The organism is Streptomyces sp. NPDC047081, from assembly GCF_040643775.1.
In the GTDB taxonomy this organism is placed as follows: Bacteria; Actinomycetota; Actinomycetes; order Streptomycetales; family Streptomycetaceae; genus Streptomyces.
In genome coordinates, this window is the sequence record NZ_JBEYUY010000009.1 from 259,066 (window position 1) to 274,503 (window position 15,438).

14 protein-coding genes are annotated in these 15,438 nt (G+C 71.7%); 12 read left to right on the forward strand and 2 right to left on the reverse strand.

The window, feature by feature from the left end; all coding sequences use genetic code 11:
- The first annotated feature begins 91 nt into the window (after nucleotides 1-91).
- The 8 genes from ABZ848_RS19740 to ABZ848_RS19775 all read left to right on the forward strand — a co-directional run bounded on the left by ABZ848_RS19740 (nucleotide 92) and on the right by ABZ848_RS19775 (nucleotide 8,536).
- Entirely contained in the window at nucleotides 92-1,168 is a 1,077-nt protein-coding gene (locus ABZ848_RS19740; protein WP_360833355.1) for a nitronate monooxygenase, read from the forward strand.
- Nucleotides 1,165-1,911, forward strand: a complete 747-nt coding sequence (locus ABZ848_RS19745) for a 16S rRNA (uracil(1498)-N(3))-methyltransferase (RefSeq protein ID WP_360833357.1) — start codon at nucleotides 1,165-1,167, stop codon at nucleotides 1,909-1,911. Before ABZ848_RS19740 ends, ABZ848_RS19745 begins: the two co-directional genes overlap by 4 nt.
- 16 nt (nucleotides 1,912-1,927) lie before the next feature.
- Nucleotides 1,928-2,320: a VOC family protein gene (locus ABZ848_RS19750; RefSeq protein ID WP_360833359.1), complete on the forward strand. Its 393-nt coding sequence runs from the start codon at nucleotides 1,928-1,930 to the stop codon at nucleotides 2,318-2,320.
- A gap of 75 nt (nucleotides 2,321-2,395) precedes the next feature.
- Nucleotides 2,396-2,962, forward strand: a complete 567-nt coding sequence (locus ABZ848_RS19755) for a hypothetical protein (protein WP_360833361.1) — start codon at nucleotides 2,396-2,398, stop codon at nucleotides 2,960-2,962.
- Between the two features lie 45 nt (nucleotides 2,963-3,007).
- A complete protein-coding gene (locus ABZ848_RS19760; protein WP_360833363.1) occupies nucleotides 3,008-6,208 on the forward strand; it encodes a S41 family peptidase in 3,201 nt (1,066 codons plus the stop codon).
- Nucleotides 6,209-6,256: 48 nt separating this feature from the next.
- Nucleotides 6,257-6,610, forward strand: a complete 354-nt coding sequence (locus ABZ848_RS19765; protein ID WP_360833365.1) for a histidine triad nucleotide-binding protein — start codon at nucleotides 6,257-6,259, stop codon at nucleotides 6,608-6,610.
- 10 nt (nucleotides 6,611-6,620) lie between these two features.
- Nucleotides 6,621-7,526: a ribonuclease Z gene (locus tag ABZ848_RS19770; protein ID WP_360833367.1), complete on the forward strand. Its 906-nt coding sequence runs from the start codon at nucleotides 6,621-6,623 to the stop codon at nucleotides 7,524-7,526.
- Between the two features lie 20 nt (nucleotides 7,527-7,546).
- The gene (locus tag ABZ848_RS19775; protein ID WP_360833369.1) at nucleotides 7,547-8,536 is read left to right on the forward strand and encodes an adenosine deaminase; all 990 of its coding nucleotides are present in this window, start codon (nucleotides 7,547-7,549) and stop codon (nucleotides 8,534-8,536) included.
- Here ABZ848_RS19775 and ABZ848_RS19780 read toward each other — a convergent pair.
- Both ABZ848_RS19780 and ABZ848_RS19785 read right to left on the reverse strand, forming a co-directional pair.
- A complete protein-coding gene (locus ABZ848_RS19780; RefSeq protein WP_360833371.1) occupies nucleotides 8,533-9,723 on the reverse strand; it encodes an MFS transporter in 1,191 nt (396 codons plus the stop codon). The genes ABZ848_RS19775 and ABZ848_RS19780 overlap by 4 nt on opposite strands.
- Before the next feature lie 180 nt (nucleotides 9,724-9,903).
- Complete coding sequence (locus tag ABZ848_RS19785) at nucleotides 9,904-10,689, reverse strand: IclR family transcriptional regulator (RefSeq protein WP_360833373.1); 786 nt, start codon at nucleotides 10,687-10,689, stop codon at nucleotides 9,904-9,906.
- Nucleotides 10,690-10,789: 100 nt separating this feature from the next.
- Between ABZ848_RS19785 and ABZ848_RS19790 the strand changes: the two genes are divergently transcribed.
- From ABZ848_RS19790 to ABZ848_RS19805, 4 genes are all read left to right on the forward strand, one after another.
- Complete coding sequence (locus ABZ848_RS19790) at nucleotides 10,790-11,731, forward strand: 5-dehydro-4-deoxyglucarate dehydratase (RefSeq protein ID WP_360833375.1); 942 nt, start codon at nucleotides 10,790-10,792, stop codon at nucleotides 11,729-11,731.
- Entirely contained in the window at nucleotides 11,728-13,017 is a 1,290-nt protein-coding gene (locus ABZ848_RS19795) for a glucarate dehydratase family protein (RefSeq protein ID WP_360833377.1), read from the forward strand. The genes ABZ848_RS19790 and ABZ848_RS19795 overlap by 4 nt, the downstream gene beginning before the upstream one ends.
- Before the next feature lie 86 nt (nucleotides 13,018-13,103).
- The gene (locus ABZ848_RS19800) at nucleotides 13,104-14,246 is read left to right on the forward strand and encodes a PfkB family carbohydrate kinase (RefSeq protein ID WP_360833379.1); all 1,143 of its coding nucleotides are present in this window, start codon (nucleotides 13,104-13,106) and stop codon (nucleotides 14,244-14,246) included.
- 130 nt (nucleotides 14,247-14,376) lie between these two features.
- A complete protein-coding gene (locus ABZ848_RS19805) occupies nucleotides 14,377-15,435 on the forward strand; it encodes a PhoH family protein (protein WP_360833381.1) in 1,059 nt (352 codons plus the stop codon).
- The last annotated feature ends 3 nt before the right edge of the window (nucleotides 15,436-15,438 follow it).

The window sequence follows — 15,438 nt, forward strand, 5'->3', positions numbered from 1 at the left end:
TCCTCAAACGCCGGACGGGCTGAAACTGTCGGCCCCTGCCAAGGCGGCGGCCCGATTCGGACTTGTTCGGAGGACGTGACAACATGCGGTCATGTCCTCCGCGCTGACCGATCTCTTCCCGCATCCGATCGTGCAGGCCCCCATGGCGGGCGGCGTCTCCGTGCCGCATCTGGCGCAGGCCGTGTCCGAGGCCGGCGGGCTGGGGTTCCTGGCCGCCGGGTACAAGACGGCCGACGGTATGTACCAGGAGATCAAGCAGCTCCGGGGGCTGATGAGCCGCCCCTTCGGCGTGAACCTGTTCATGCCGCAGCCGGAGTACGCGGACCCGGGCGCGGTGGAGATCTACACACATCAGCTGGCCGGCGAGGCCGCCTGGTACGAGACCGAGCTCGGCGACCCGGACAGCGGCCGCGACGACGGTTACGACGCCAAGCTCGCCGTACTCCTCGACAACCCGGTGCCGATCGTTTCCTTCCACTTCGGTGTCCCCAGCAGCGAGGTCCTGGAATCCCTGCGCCGCGTCGGCACCTTCACCCTGGTCACCGCGACCACCCCGGAGGAGGCCCTCGCCGTGGAGCGGGCCGGTGCCGACGCGGTGATCGCACAGGGCGTGGAGGCCGGCGGCCACCAGGGCACCCACCGGGACGTCCCGGAGAACGACGGCTCCGGCATCGGACTGCTGTCGCTCGTCGCGCAGGTCCGCGAGACCGTGAACCTGCCGGTCGTCGCCGCCGGCGGCATCATGCGCGGCTCGCAGATCGCCGCCGTCCTCGCGGCCGGCGCGACCGCGGCCCAGCTCGGCACCGCGTTCGTCGCCACCCCCGAGTCCGGCGCCAACGCCGTCCACAAGCAGGCGCTGACCAACCCCCTGTTCACCCGTACGGAGTTGACCCGCGCCTTCTCCGGCCGCCCGGCCCGCGGCCTGGTCAACCGCTTCATGCGCGAGCACGGCCCGTACGCCCCCGCCGCCTACCCCGAGGTCCACCACATCACCGCGCCGCTGCGCAAGAAGGCCGCCGCGGCGGGCGACGCGCAGGGCATGGCGCTGTGGGCCGGGCAGGGGCACCGCCTGGCGCGTGAGCTGCCCGCCGGCCAGCTGGTCGAGGTGCTGGCCGCCGAACTCGACGCTGCCAAGACAGCGTTGTCGGGCAAGGGGGACCTGCGATGACCGCGCCGGTGTTCGTCGTCGACCAACTCGGGGGCGCGGGCGGCCAGTTCGTGCTCGACGGGCCCGAGGGGCGGCACGCGGTCTCCGTGAAGCGGCTCCAGCCCGGCGAGACGGTCGTGCTCACCGACGGCGCCGGGCGCTGGGCGGAGTGCGAGGTGCTGGCGGCCGAGGGTAAGGACCGGCTGGTGGTCCGTCCGGGGCCGGTGACGGAGGAACCGGAACCCGCGCCCCGCATCACTGTCGTCCAGGCGCTGCCCAAGGGCGACCGGGGCGAACTCGCCGTGGAGACCATGACCGAGGTCGGTGTCGACGGCATCGTGCCCTGGCAGGCGGCCCGTTGCATCACCCAGTGGAAGGGCGAGCGGGGGCTGAAGGCGCTCGGCAAGTGGCGGGCGACGGCCCGTGAGGCGGGCAAGCAGTCCCGCCGGGTGCGCTTTCCTGAGGTCGCGGACGCGGCAACGACCAAGCAGGTTGCCGCACTTCTCGCCAAAGCCGACTTCGCCGCCGTACTCCACTCGGACTTCGAGCACGCCAGTACGTCCCTGGCCACCGCCGAACTCCCCGCCCAGGGCGAGATCGTGCTGGTCGTGGGGCCCGAAGGGGGCGTCGCCAAGGACGAGTTGGCGCTCTTCGAGGAGGCGGGCGCGAAGGCGTACGTCATGGGGCCTACCGTGATGCGTACATCGACCGCCGGGACCGCGGCCGCGGCCCTGCTCCTGGGCCGTACCGGCCGCTGGTCCTGACGACAGGGGGACAACCGTGGAACTCGCCCAGGTCCGGCTCCTCGTGAGCGACTTCGCCGCCTGCTACCGCTTCTACGCCGAGACGCTCGGCCTCAAGCCGCAGTCGGGCTCGACCGAGGGCCCGTACGAGAAGTTCAGCCCGGCCACCGGCTCGGCGGGCATCGCCCTCCAGGACCGCGCGATGATGGCCGAGGTACTGGGGGAACTGGGCGACGCGGCCACCGGGCACCGGTCGCTGGTGGTGCTGCGGGTCGACGACCTGGACACGTACTGCGAGCAGATCACGGAGCGCGGCGCGATCCTGCTGCAGGGCCCCGCCCCCATGACGGACCGCATGCGCGTGGCCCATCTCAAGGATCCCGAGGGCAACTTGGTGGAGCTGCAGGAGTGGTTGCTGCTGCGGGGGTGAGGCGGCCTTTTCGGGGCGCTTTCGTGACCGTATGCGCTCTACCGTCGGCGCGGACTCGGTGGCAGGCTGCCCTTCATGGGGGCGTTGAGGCGGGTTTGGCGTCGACCGCGGGCGGCAAGGGCCGCGGCGGTGGCAGGGCTTGCGGTGGTCGTCGTGGGTGGGGTCGTCGCGTGTGATCCGACCGGGATCAGTTCCGCGTCCGTGGCGTACACGACCGATCAGACCGCGACCAAGGAGCTGGAGAACCAGCACGTCGACGTGCAGTGGCTCAGCTGCACCGCCAACTACGGGAACAACGACAAGGCTTATACGCCGGGGAAGTCGACGCCCTCGGCGAGTGAGACCACCGTCGCCAACGTGGACTGCCAGGGGCAGACCAAGGACGGGAAGGACATCACCGTCACCGGGAAGGTGACCCGGGCTGTCGACGGTGCGTGTGTGCGGGGGGATCTGACCGCCAAGGTCGGTGGGAAGACCTGGTTCCATGTCACCGGGCTGGGCAACTGCAACGCGACCCCCTCGCCGATCTCCAACCCCAGCAACGGCAACGGCCAGCAGCCCGGGCCCACCGTCACGGTGACCGTCACCAAGACGATCTGGTGCAAGGGCGACCCGACGTGCTGGCCCGTCGAGGGCAAGTGATCAAAACCGCCGACCTGCGACGCCACCGCTGCATAGGGTGATCGCGTGACGCAGCCCACAGCTCCGGCGTATCTCCGCTTCCCGCATGTGCACGGCGAGTTGGTGGCCTTCACGGCCGAGGACGACGTGTGGCTCGCCCCGCTCGACGGCGGCTGGGCCCGGCGGGTCAGCGCGGACCACGTGCCGGTGAACCAGCCCCGCATCTCGCCCGACGGCACCACCGTCGCCTGGAGCTCCACCCGCGACGGCGCCGCCGAGGTGCATGTGGCTCCGGTGGATGGCGGTCCGTCCCGGCGACTGACGTACTGGGGTGGCTGGGGGGCCCGGGTGCGCGGCTGGACCCCGGACGGGCAGGTCCTGGTCACCAGTGCGCACGGCAGGGCCAGTTCGCGCCGGACCTGGGCGTACGCCGTCCCCCTCGACGGCGGCCCCGCCACCACCCTCCCGTACGGCCCGGTCGGCGGTGTCGCCCACGGCCCGCACACGGTCCTCGCCACCGCGCCGATGCAGTCCGAGGCCGCCTGGTGGAAGCGGTACAAGGGCGGTACGGCGGGCAAGCTGTGGATCGACCGGGACGGGGACGGGGAGTTCGTACGGCTGCACGAGGAGCTGGACGGGAACATCGAGCACCCTGTGTGGGCGGGGGAGCGGATCGCCTTCCTCTCCGACCACGAAGGCACCGGCGCGCTGTACTCCTCCCTGGCCGATGGGTCGGATCTACGGCGGCACACTCCCCTCGACGGCTTCTACGCCCGCCAGGCCGCCGGCGACGGCACCCGTGTCGTGTACTCGGCCGCCGGTGAGCTGTGGCTGCTGGACGACCTCGACGGGGCCGAGCCGCGCCGCCTGGACGTCCGGCTCGGCGGGCCGCGCGCGGGACTCCAGCCCTTCCCCGTGAACGCCGCCCGGCGTCTGGAGTCGGCCGCGCCCGACCGCACCGCGCGCGGCAGCGCCATCGAAGTGCGCGGCGCCGTCCACTGGATCACCCACCGCTCCGGCCCGGCCCGCGCCCTCGCGGCCGAACCCGGCGTACGGGCCCGGCTGCCGCGCACCTTCCGGGTCGAGGGCGAGGAGTGGGTGGTGTGGGTGACGGACGCCGAGGGCGACGACGCCCTGGAGTTCGCCCCGGCCACCGGGCTCGCGCCGGGCTCCCGGCCGCGCCGGATCGCCGCCGGGCAGCTCGGCCGGGTCCTTGAGCTCCAGGTCGCCCCGGACGGCAGCCGTACCGCGGTCGCCTCGCACGACGGACGGCTGCTGCTCGTCGAGCGCGAGTCCGGCGAGGTCCGCGAGGTCGACCGCAGCGAGGACGGCGAGGTCTCCGGCCTCGCCTTCTCGCCCGACTCGGCGTGGCTCGCTTGGTCCCACCCCGGCCCGCGCCCCCTCTGCCAGCTCCGGCTCGCCAACACCACCGACCTCTCGGTCACCGAGGCCACCCCGCTCCGCTTCCAGGACTACGACCCCGCCTTCACCCTCGACGGAAAGCACCTCGCGTTCCTCTCCAGCCGCTCCTTCGACCCGGTCTACGACGAGCACGTCTTCGACCTCGCCTTCGTGACCGGCGACCGCCCGCACCTGATCACCCTCGCGGCGACCACCCCGTCGCCCTTCGGCCCGCAGCGGCACGGACGCCCCTTCGACGCCCCCGACAAGGACGAGACCCCCGACAGCGAGGGCACCCCCGCCACCCGTATCGACCTCGAAGGCCTCGCCGACCGGATCGTGCCCTTCCCGGTCGAGGCCGCCCGCTACACCGGCCTGCGCGCCGCCAAGGACGGCGTGCTGTGGCTGCGCCACCCGGTGCGCGGTGTCCTCGGCTCCTCCCGGGCCACCCCGGACGCCCCCGAGCCCAAGACCGAGCTGGAGCGGTACGACCTCGTCCAGCAGCGCGTCGAGTACCTCGCCTCGGACGCCGACGACTTCGAGGTCAGCGGCGACGGCAAGCGGGTTCTGCTGATGACCGACGGCCGGCTCAAGGTCGTGCCCAGCGACCGGCGCGCCTCGGGGGACGACGACAGCGACACCAACGTCACCGTCGACCTCACCCGGGTCCGCCAGACCGTCGAACCGGCCGCGGAATGGCGGCAGATGTACGAGGAGACGGGCCGCATCATGCGGGACCACTTCTGGCGCCCCGACATGGGCGGCGTCGACTGGGACGGTGTCCTGGAGCGCTACCGCCCCGTCCTCGACCGCATCGCCACCCACGGCGACCTCGTCGACCTGCTCTGGGAGATCCAGGGCGAGCTGGGCACCTCGCACGCGTACGTCGTCGCCCACGGCGGCCACGGCAACGGCGCCCGGCAGGGCCTGCTCGGCGCGGACATCTCCCGCCACGAGGACGGCAGTTGGCGGGTCGACCGCATCCTCCCCGCCGAGACCTCCGACCCCGACGCCCGCTCCCCGCTCGCCGCGCCCGGCGTGGCGATCCGCCCCGGCGACGCGATCGTCGCGGTCGCCGGCCACCCCGTCGACCCGGTCACCGGCCCCGGCCCCCTCCTCGTCGGTACGGCGGGCAAGCCGGTCGAGCTGACCATCTCGCCCTCCGGCGGCGGCGACGTCCGCCACGCCGTCGTCGTCCCGGTCGCCGACGAGACGCCCCTGCGCTACCACGCCTGGGTCGCCGACCGCCGCGCCTACGTCCACGAACGCTCCGGCGGCCGCCTCGGCTACCTCCACGTCCCCGACATGCAGGCCCCCGGCTGGGCCCAGATCCACCGCGACCTGCGCGTCGAGGTGACCCGCGAGGGCCTGGTCGTCGACGTCCGCGAGAACGCGGGCGGCCACACCTCCCAGCTGGTCGTGGAGAAGCTGGCGCGCAGGATCGTCGGCTGGGGCGTGCCGCGCGGCATGCGCCCGTACAGCTATCCCGAGGACGCCCCGCGCGGCCCGGTGGTCGCCGTCGCCAACGAGTGGTCCGGCTCCGACGGCGACATCGTCAACGCGGCGATCAAGGCCCTGGGCATCGGCCCGGTGGTGGGCACGCGCACCTGGGGCGGCGTGATCGGCATCGACAGCCGCTACCACCTGGTCGACGGCACACTCATCACCCAGCCCAAGTACGCGATCTGGCTTGAGGGTTACGGGTGGGGCGTGGAGAACCGGGGGGTGGAGCCGGACGTGGAGGTGGTCCAGCGCCCGCAGGACTACGCGGCGGATCGCGACACCCAGCTGGACGAGGCGATAAGGCTGGCGCTGGAGGCCCTGGAGAACAGTCCCGCGAAAACCCCGCCGGGCATGCCCACCTGACGACGATACGATGCCCCCACAGACGATCAACCACCTGGAGGAATCCACATGGCCGGGGAACCGCAGGACGACTGCCTGTTCTGCAAGATCGTCGAGGGGCACATCCCCGCGACCATCGTCCGTGAGACCGAGACCACCGTCGCCTTCCGGGACATCAACCCCCAGGCCCCCACGCACGTCCTGGTGATCCCCAGGGTCCACTACCCCAACGCCGTCACCCTCGCCACCGCCGAACCGACGATCGCCGCGGACGTCCTGCGCGAGGCCCAGTCCGTCGCCGACGAGGACAAGCTCGACAGCTACCGCATCGTCTTCAACACCGGCGCCGGCGCGGGCCAGACCGTCTTCCACGCGCACGCGCACATCCTCGGCGGCCGCGGCCTCCAGTGGCCCCCCGGATAGCCAACACGCCATGTCCGTACGCGAGTTGGTGATCCTCGGCACAGCCAGCCAGGTCCCCACCCGGCACCGCAACCACAACGGCTACTTCCTGCGCTGGGACGGCGAGGGCATCCTCTTCGACCCCGGCGAGGGCACCCAGCGCCAGATGCTCCGCGCCGGAGTCGCCGCGCACGACCTGAACAGGATCTGCGTCACCCACTTCCACGGCGACCACTCCCTCGGCCTCGCGGGCGTCATCCAGCGCATCAACCTCGACCGGGTCCCGCACGAGATCACCGCCCACTACCCGAGGTCCGGCCGGCGCTTCTTCGACCGCCTGCGCCACGCGACGGCGTACCGCGAGACGGTCGCCCTCGCCGAGGCCCCCGTCGACAAGGACGGCGACCTCGCGGTGACGCCCGCGTACACCCTCGACGCCCGCCGGCTCTCGCACCCCGTCGAGTCCTACGGCTACCGCCTCACCGAACCCGACGGCCGCCGCATGCTCCCCGACCGCCTCGCCGCACACGGCATCAAGGGCCCGGACGTGGGCCGCATCCAGCGCGAGGGCGTGCTGAACGGCGTCTCGCTCGACGACGTCAGCGAGATCCGCCGAGGCCAGCGCTTCGCCTTCGTCATGGACACCCGTCTGTGCGACGGCGTGCACGCCCTCGCGGACGGCTGCGACATGCTCGTCATCGAGTCGACCTTCCTCGACGAGGACACCGACCTCGCGGTGGAGCACGGCCACCTCACCGCCGGCCAGGCGGCGACGGTCGCGCGCGAGGCGGGCGTACGGCATCTCGTGCTCACGCACTTCAGCCAGCGCTACACGGACCCCGACGACTTCGAACGTCAGGCGAGGGCAGCAGGATTCGAGGGCGAGCTGACCGTGGCGCACGACCTGCTCCGGATCCCGGTTCCGAAACGCCTATAAAACACCCGTACGATACTGCGATGCCCCTCCCCAAAGCAGAACTGCACCTCCACATCGAAGGCACCCTGGAGCCCGAGCTCGCCTTCGAGCTCGCCGCCCGCAACGGCGTAGAACTGCCGTACGCCGACGAGGACGAACTCCGCAAGGCGTACGACTTCGAGGACCTCCAGTCCTTCCTGAACCTGTACTACGAGCTCATGGCCGTCCTGCGCACCGAGCGGGACTTCGAGGACCTCGCGAACGCCTACCTCGCCCGCGCCGCAGCGCAGGGCGTCCGGCACGCGGAGATCTTCTTCGACCCCCAGGCGCACATCGCGCGGGGCGTCGCGATGGCCACGGTGGTGGACGGCCTGTGGCGCGCTCTGGGGAGCAGCGAGACGAACCACGGCGTGTCGACCCGCCTGATCATGTGCTTCCTGCGCGACGAGTCCGCCGAGTCGGCCCTGGCGACCCTGGAGTCCGCGAAACCCCACCTCGACCGCATCACCGGCATCGGCCTCGACTCCGCGGAGGTGGGCCACCCGCCGGCGAAGTTCCGCGAGGTGTACGAGGCAGCGGCGGCGCTGGGCCTACGACGGGTGGCACACGCAGGGGAGGAGGGTCCGCCGGAGTACATCATGGAGGCCCTCGACGTCCTCGGCGTGGAGCGGGTGGACCACGGGCTGCGATGCATGGAGGACCCGGAGCTGGTAGAGCGGCTGGTGCGAGACCGCGTCCCGTTGACCTTGTGCCCGCTCTCCAACGTCCGCCTCCGCACGGTCGACATCCTCGCCGACCACCCACTGCCGACGATGCTCGACGCAGGCCTGATGTGCACGGTGAACTCCGACGACCCGGCGTACTTCGGGGGTTACGCGGGAGACAACTTCGAGGCCGTTCAGAAGAGCTTGGGTTTGTCGGAGGACCGCCTCCGGGAACTGGCCCGAAACTCCTTCCTGGCATCCTTCCTGGAGGACGACGAGGAACGGCGCTCCCGCTACTTGGCCGAGGTGGAGGCGTACGAGTTCTAGGCCGCCTTGGCAACGTCCGTCGCGCTGTCGCGCCCCGACAGGGGCGCGGGGAACTGCGCGACAAGCCCCCACCGACCGGCACGCAAGGCAACAACCGTCATGGGTACGGCGATCACCAACAACCCCACCGCCAAGACGACCCCCATCACGGCAAACCCCGCCCGGGCCGCCAGCACACTCCCGGCCAGCGGCCCCGCCGCAGTCCCCAGCGACGAAGCCGACCCCACCAGCACAGCCCAACGTCCCCGCGGATCCAAAGAAGCGGCCAGCCCGATGACGTACGAAAGCACCACCGGATAGATCAGGTTCCACGCGATCTCACCGACCGCGAAGCTCTTCAGCCCGGTAGCCGACGCGCTCAGCACAATGCAGCCCGCGATGACCACCGTCCCCGCCCCCACCGGCACCGCCCGCCCGAACCTCGGTCCCACCGCTCCCGCGACCGTCACGCCGAACAACCCCGCCCCGAGCGCCACCGCGAAGACCACGCCGACGGTCGCCTCCGCCAGGTGCGCCTGCTCCAGGCCGATACGCCCGCTGACACCCCACAGCGAGTTCTGCGCGAGGGACCAGCAGAGCATGGCCGCCGCGAGGACAAGACCGGAGCGGAGATGGGGGAGACGGCTGCCGTCGAGCGGCGTGTGTGCGACTGCCGTGCGGAGCGGCAGGCGCCCGGTGAGCGGCCAGACCGCGAGCGCCGTGAGGGCGATCGCGGCGAGCGGCTGCCCGTGCCCGGCGCCGAGGTGCGGAACCGTCAGATAGACCGCCCCGGCGAGCGCGGAGACCCCGAGCAGCCCGAGCGTGGTCGTGCGGTGAGGATCCGGCTGCGCGGCGATCCCGGTCGCGGCCACCGTCGTAGCCGTACCGGATCCGAACCCGCCGACGAGGGCTCCCGCCACCACGACCCAGACGTTGCCGGTCATCGCGGCCGTGCCGTAGCCGAGGACGGCGAGGGCGAGGCCGATGCGGGCGAGGGTGCGGGGGCCGATCCGGTCGACCCGGGAGGCCAGCGCGAACCCGGCGGTCGCCGAACTCAGCAGCAGGGCGCTGCCGATGGCGCCGGCCTGGGTCGCGGTCAGCGGAAGCCCCGAGTCCAGGCGGCCGACGGTGGTCGGGAGGAGGTACGGGGCGAGGTACCCGGCCGTGAAAAGGGCGACGAGGGGCCAGGCGGTGGTGCGGGCGAACACGGGCGTTCCCAGGGCATGCGAAAAAGACGGCTCAGAAAAAGGGGGTTGGGCGACGACCGTCGACGGACAGGAACGCGCGAGGAATTTGTATCAAGCACCCGGTTGCGGAAAAAGGGCGGGGGGTGTGATGTGGCGCACGTTGTGTTTGGGGCTGGGTGGGCCGGGTAAACGAGGCGCCGATTAGCGCCAGTGCACGGCGCCGCCGACGCCCCGCGCCGTGGCCTCGATCTTCGCCCGGATCTCCCGCATGACCGCCACGATCCGCTCCTCGTGTTCCGGAGTCAGCCGCGCCACCGGCACCGAGCAGCTGATCGCGTCCTGTGCCGGAGTCTCGTAACGGAGTGCGAAGCCGAAGCCGACGATGCCGAGGACGCCCTCCTCGCGGTCGATCGAATAGCCGCGGGCGCGGACCGACTCGAGGTCGGCGGCGAGGGACTCGCGGGTCGTGTGGGTGTTGGGGGTGAGGGACTCGTACGGGCCCTCGGGGAGGTCCGTGTCGGGGCGTTCGGCCAGCAGGGCCTTGCCCAGGGCGCCCACGTGGGCCGGGAGGCGGCGGCCGACGCGGCTGATCGTGCGCAGGTACTCGTGCGACTCGCGGGTCGCCAGGTACGCCACGTCCCGGCCGTCCAGACGGCCCAGGTGGATGGTCTCGCCGAGCGCCTCGGACGCCTCGTCGAGGTAGGGGCGTACGGCCCGTACCCGAGGGTCGGAGTCCAGATAGCTCGTGCCGGTCAGCAGGGCGTGGATGCCGATGCCGTAGAGGGAGCCGGTGATGTCCGTGCGCACCCAGCCGCGGCCGATCAGGGTCTGCAGCAGCGCGTACATCGAGCTGCGCGGCACGCCCAGCGCGTCCGCCAGCTCCTGCAGCCTTGCGGGCCGGTCGCCGCGTGCGGCGAGCAGTTCCAGCAGTTCGACCGTCCGCGCGGCCGACTTCACCTCACGGACGCCGCCACCTGTCTCCGACATGGGGCGATGGTAGTCGGCCGGTGCGCGCCCGTTGACTGTCGCGGTTCGCATATCTAGGCTCTGTCTCCATACATAGATGACATCTATATGGGGAGACCTCATGGCCGGTGAGGCGGCGACGACCGCGGGCAGGCTGCGGGACGGGATGGCGGACGGCGTGCTCTCCTTCCCGCTGACCTCATTCCACGACGACGGCTCCCTCGACCCCGAGGGCTTCCGCGCCCATGTCGCGGCCCAGCTCGCCACCGCGCCGGGCGCCCTCTTCCCGGCCTGCGGCACCGGCGAGTTCTTCTCGCTCGACGAGGACGAGTACCGGCAGGTCGTGGCCACCGCCGTCGAGGAGGCGGGCGGACGCGTGCCCGTCGTCGCCGGGACCGGGTACGGCTGGGCGCAGGCCGTCCGGTTCGCGCGCATCGCCGAGGAGGCCGGCGCCGACGCCCTGCTGGTGCTGCCGCACTATCTGGTCGCCGCCCCGCAGGAGGGCCTGGTCGTCCAGCTGGAGCAGCTCGCCGCCCGCACCCGGCTCCCGCTCATCGCCTACCAACGCGGCCAAGTCGCCTATACGGCCGCCTCGTTGAGGCGGATCGCGGCGCTCCCGAACGTCATCGGCCTCAAGGACGGCCACAGCGACCTCGACCGGCTCCAGCGCCTCACCCTGGCCGCCCCCGAGGGTTTCCTCTTCTTCAACGGCGCCGCCACCGCCGAGATCCAGGCCCGCGCCTACGCCACCGTCGGCGTCCCCGCCTACTCCTCCGCCGTGCACGCCTTCGCGCCCGAGATCGCGAACGCCTTCTTCACCGCACTGCGGACCGGCGACGACAAGACCGTCGACCGGCTGCTGCGCGACTTCTACGTCCCGCTCGTCGAACTCCGCGACCGGGTACCGGGATACGCCGTCTCCCTGGTGAAGGCGGCGGCCCGGCTCCGCGGCCGCCCTGTCGGCCCGGTCCGCGCCCCGCTCACCGACCCGTCCCCCGCCGACCTGGCCGAACTCCAGTCCCTGCTCGCGACCGGCCTCGACCTCGTAGGAGCCTCCCTGTGAACCTCACGGTCACCGACGTACGGCTGACTCCGATCCTGGTCGCCGACCCGCCGCTGCTCAACACGCAGGGCGTGCACCAGCCGTACACGCCCCGGCTGATCGTCGAGGTCGAGACGGCCGACGGGATCACGGGGGTCGGGGAGACGTACGGGGACACCAAGTACCTGGAACTCGCCCGGCCGTTCGCGGAGAAGCTGAGGGGTCGTCAAGTCGGCGATCTCAACGGGTTGTTCACGGTCGCCGACGAGGTCGCCGTCGACGAAGCGCGGGTCTCCGGGCAGGTCGACGTCGGCGGGCTGCGCGGGGTCCAGACCGCCGACAAGCTCCGCCTCTCCGTCGTCTCCGGCTTCGAGGTCGCCTGCCTCGACGCCCTCGGCAAGGCCCTCGGACTGCCCGTGCACGCGCTGCTCGGCGGCAAGGTGCGGGACGCGGTCGAGTACAGCGCGTACCTGTTCTACAAGTGGGCCGGCCACCCCGAGGGCGTGGCGAGCGAGAAGGACGACTGGGGGACCGCGGTCGATCCGGCGGGGATCGTGGCGCAGGCGCGGCTGTTCAAGGAGCGGTACGGGTTCACCTCGTTCAAGCTCAAGGGCGGTGTCTTCCCGCCGGACGAGGAGATCGCCGCGGTGCGGGCGCTCGCGGAGGCCTTTCCCGGGCATCCGCTCCGGCTCGACCCCAACGGCGCCTGGTCCGTGGCGACTTCGCTGAAGGTCGCGAAGGAGCTCGGGGACGTCCTGGAGTACCTGGAGGACCCGGCGCTCGGCACCCCCGCCATGGCCGAGGTCTCCGCTGCCACCGGCGTGCCGCTCGCGACCAACATGTGCGTGACGACCTTCGCCGAGATCAGGGAGGCGTTCGTCAGGGACGCCGTGCAGGTCGTGCTCTCCGACCACCACTACTGGGGCGGGCTGCGCAACACCCAGCAACTCGCCGCGATCTGCCGGACGTTCGGGGTCGGGGTGTCCATGCACTCCAACACCCACCTGGGGATCAGCCTGGCCGCGATGACCCATGTCGCGTCGACCGTCCCCGACCTCCACCACGCCTGCGACTCGCACTATCCCTGGCAGTCGGAGGACGTGCTGACGTCTCGGCTCACCTTCGAGGACGGCAGGGTGACCGTCTCGGACGCGCCGGGTCTCGGCGTCGAACTCGACCGCGAGAAGCTGCGGGTCCTGCACCGGCGGTGGCTCGACGACGACGGGGCGCTGCGCGAGCGGGACGACGCTGCGGCGATGCGGGTGGCCGATCCGGAGTGGGTGACGCCGACGGTGCCCCGCTGGTGAACAGCGCCGGCCGCGGCGTGCGTGGCGGCCGGTTGTCAGTGGTGTGGTGCACACTGGCCTGATCCGCACCATTCAGGGAGTGCACCGTGATCCCGTCGAGCGCGTCCACCGGGAAGGGACCGTCGTCCGTCGCCGAGGGAGCGGCCTGCCAGGTCCAGGTCGACCCGCTCGCCGCCCTGCGCACACCGGACGATCCGCCCTGGGACGTGTATCTGACCGGCACGGTCTTCCTGGACATCATCTTCACCGGGCTCGACTCCGCCCCGGTGCGCGGGACCGAGTCCTGGGCGCGCGGGATGGGTTCCAGCCCCGGCGGCGTCGCCAACATGGCCACCGCGCTGGCCCGGCTCGGCCTGAAGACGTCCCTCGCGGCGGCCTTCGGCGACGATCACTACGGCGAGTACTGCTGGGACGCCCTGGAGACCGGCGAGCACATCGACCTCGCCACCTCGCGCACCGTGCCCGGCTGGCACTCCCCGGTCACCGTCTCGATGGCGTACGAGGGCGAGCGCACGATGGTCTCCCACGGCCACGAGCCGCCCCCGGAGGAGCCCGCCCCCGACTGCCCGCCCCGCGCCCGCGCCGCCATCGCCTCCCTCACGCCCGGCAAGCGCGCCCCCTGGATCGCCCAGGCCGCGAGCAAGGGCACTCGCGTCTTCGCCGACGTCGGCTGGGACGACACCGGCGCCTGGGACCTGGCGGGCCTCGCCGACCTGGAGCACTGCGAGGCCTTCCTGCCGAACGCGGAGGAGGCGATGCGGTACACCGGCGCGAACTGCCCCCGCGCCGCCGCCCACGCGCTCACCGAGCACGTACCGCTCGCCGTCGTCACCCTGGGTGCCGAGGGCGCGTACGCCGTGGACCGGCGCACCGGCGAGAGCGCCGAGGTCCCCGCGATCGAGGTGGCGGCCCTCGACCCGACCGGCGCCGGCGACGTCTTCGTGGCGGGCTTCGTCACCGGCACCCTCGCCGACTGGCCGCTGGCCGACCGGCTGGCCTTCGCGGGACTGACGGCGGCGCTGTCGGTCCAGGAGTTCGGCGGCTCGCTGTCGGCGCCCGGCTGGTCGGAGATCGGGGCCTGGTGGCGCAAGGTCCAGTCGGTGGAGGGCCAGGAGCCGGCGGCGCTGCGGCGGTACGCGTTCCTGGACGACCTGGTCCCGGAGGAGACGGCGGCGAGACCGTGGCCGCTGCGGCGGGCGGTGCCGACGATCGGCTTCAGGTCCGCGTAGCGGGAGTTCCCGGGCCGCGAAAAGCCCTACGGCGTTGTCAGTCCCCCGGCGTACCCTTGAAACCGCCAGGCGGCCCACCGGGGCAGCGTGCCGTTTTCAGGAGGACGAGCAAGGCCTACAGAGCCGGCCCATGACTCAGACACCCACAGCTCACACCCCCGCGCAGGGGCAGGCGAGAGCACAGTTCACGGTCCCTGCCCAGCACCCGATGGTCACCGTGCTGGGTTCCGGCGACTCCCTCCTGCGCGTGATCGAGAAGGCCTTCCCGGCGGCCGACATCCACGTCCGGGGCAATGAGATCAGCGCGGTCGGCGACGCCGCTGAAGTCGCCATCGTCCAGCGCCTGTTCGACGAGATGATGCTGGTGCTCCGCACCGGACAGCCGATGACGGAGGACGCAGTGGAACGCTCGATCGCGATGCTCAGAGCGAGTGAGAACGGGACGAACGACGGCCAGGAGACCCCGGCCGAGGTCCTCACCCAGAACATCCTCTCCTCGCGCGGCCGCACGATCCGCCCCAAGACCCTGAACCAGAAGCGGTACGTCGACGCGATCGACAAGCACACGATCGTCTTCGGCATCGGCCCCGCCGGTACCGGCAAGACCTACCTCGCCATGGCCAAGGCGGTGCAGGCCCTGCAGTCCAAGCAGGTCAACCGCATCATCCTGACCCGCCCCGCCGTGGAGGCGGGCGAGCGGCTCGGCTTCCTGCCCGGCACCCTCTACGAGAAGATCGACCCGTACCTGCGCCCGCTGTACGACGCGCTGCACGACATGCTGGACCCGGACTCGATCCCACGACTGATGGCGGCCGGCACGATCGAGGTCGCGCCCCTGGCGTACATGCGCGGCAGGACGCTCAATGACGCCTTCATCATCCTGGACGAGGCCCAGAACACCTCGCCCGAGCAGATGAAGATGTTCCTCACCCGGCTCGGCTTCGAGTCGAAGATCGTGATCACGGGTGACGTGACGCAGGTCGACCTGCCGAACGGCACCAAGTCGGGTCTGCGGCAGGTGCAGGACATCCTGGAGGGGGTCGAGGACGTGCACTTCTCGCGGCTGACGTCCCATGACGTCGTACGGCACAAGCTGGTGGGCCGTATCGTCGACGCGTACGAGAAGTACGACAGCCACCACGGCACGGAGAACGGCACCCACAAGGGCGGCCGCAACAAGCGGAAGTAGACA

Bases quoted from the DNA above. Each gene is read 5' to 3' on its own strand.
- ABZ848_RS19775 (WP_360833369.1), top strand. From the start codon at position 7,547: ATGCCCCTCCCCAAAGCAGAACTGCACCTCCACATCGAAGGCACCCTG.
- ABZ848_RS19785 (WP_360833373.1), bottom strand. From the start codon at position 10,689: ATGTCGGAGACAGGTGGCGGCGTCCGTGAGGTGAAGTCGGCCGCGCGG.
- ABZ848_RS19790 (WP_360833375.1), top strand. From the start codon at position 10,790: ATGGCCGGTGAGGCGGCGACGACCGCGGGCAGGCTGCGGGACGGGATG.
- ABZ848_RS19755 (WP_360833361.1), top strand. From the start codon at position 2,396: ATGGGGGCGTTGAGGCGGGTTTGGCGTCGACCGCGGGCGGCAAGGGCC.
- ABZ848_RS19740 (WP_360833355.1), top strand. From the start codon at position 92: ATGTCCTCCGCGCTGACCGATCTCTTCCCGCATCCGATCGTGCAGGCC.
- ABZ848_RS19770 (WP_360833367.1), top strand. From the start codon at position 6,621: ATGTCCGTACGCGAGTTGGTGATCCTCGGCACAGCCAGCCAGGTCCCC.
- ABZ848_RS19765 (WP_360833365.1), top strand. From the start codon at position 6,257: ATGGCCGGGGAACCGCAGGACGACTGCCTGTTCTGCAAGATCGTCGAG.
- ABZ848_RS19805 (WP_360833381.1), top strand. From the start codon at position 14,377: ATGACTCAGACACCCACAGCTCACACCCCCGCGCAGGGGCAGGCGAGA.
- ABZ848_RS19745 (WP_360833357.1), top strand. From the start codon at position 1,165: ATGACCGCGCCGGTGTTCGTCGTCGACCAACTCGGGGGCGCGGGCGGC.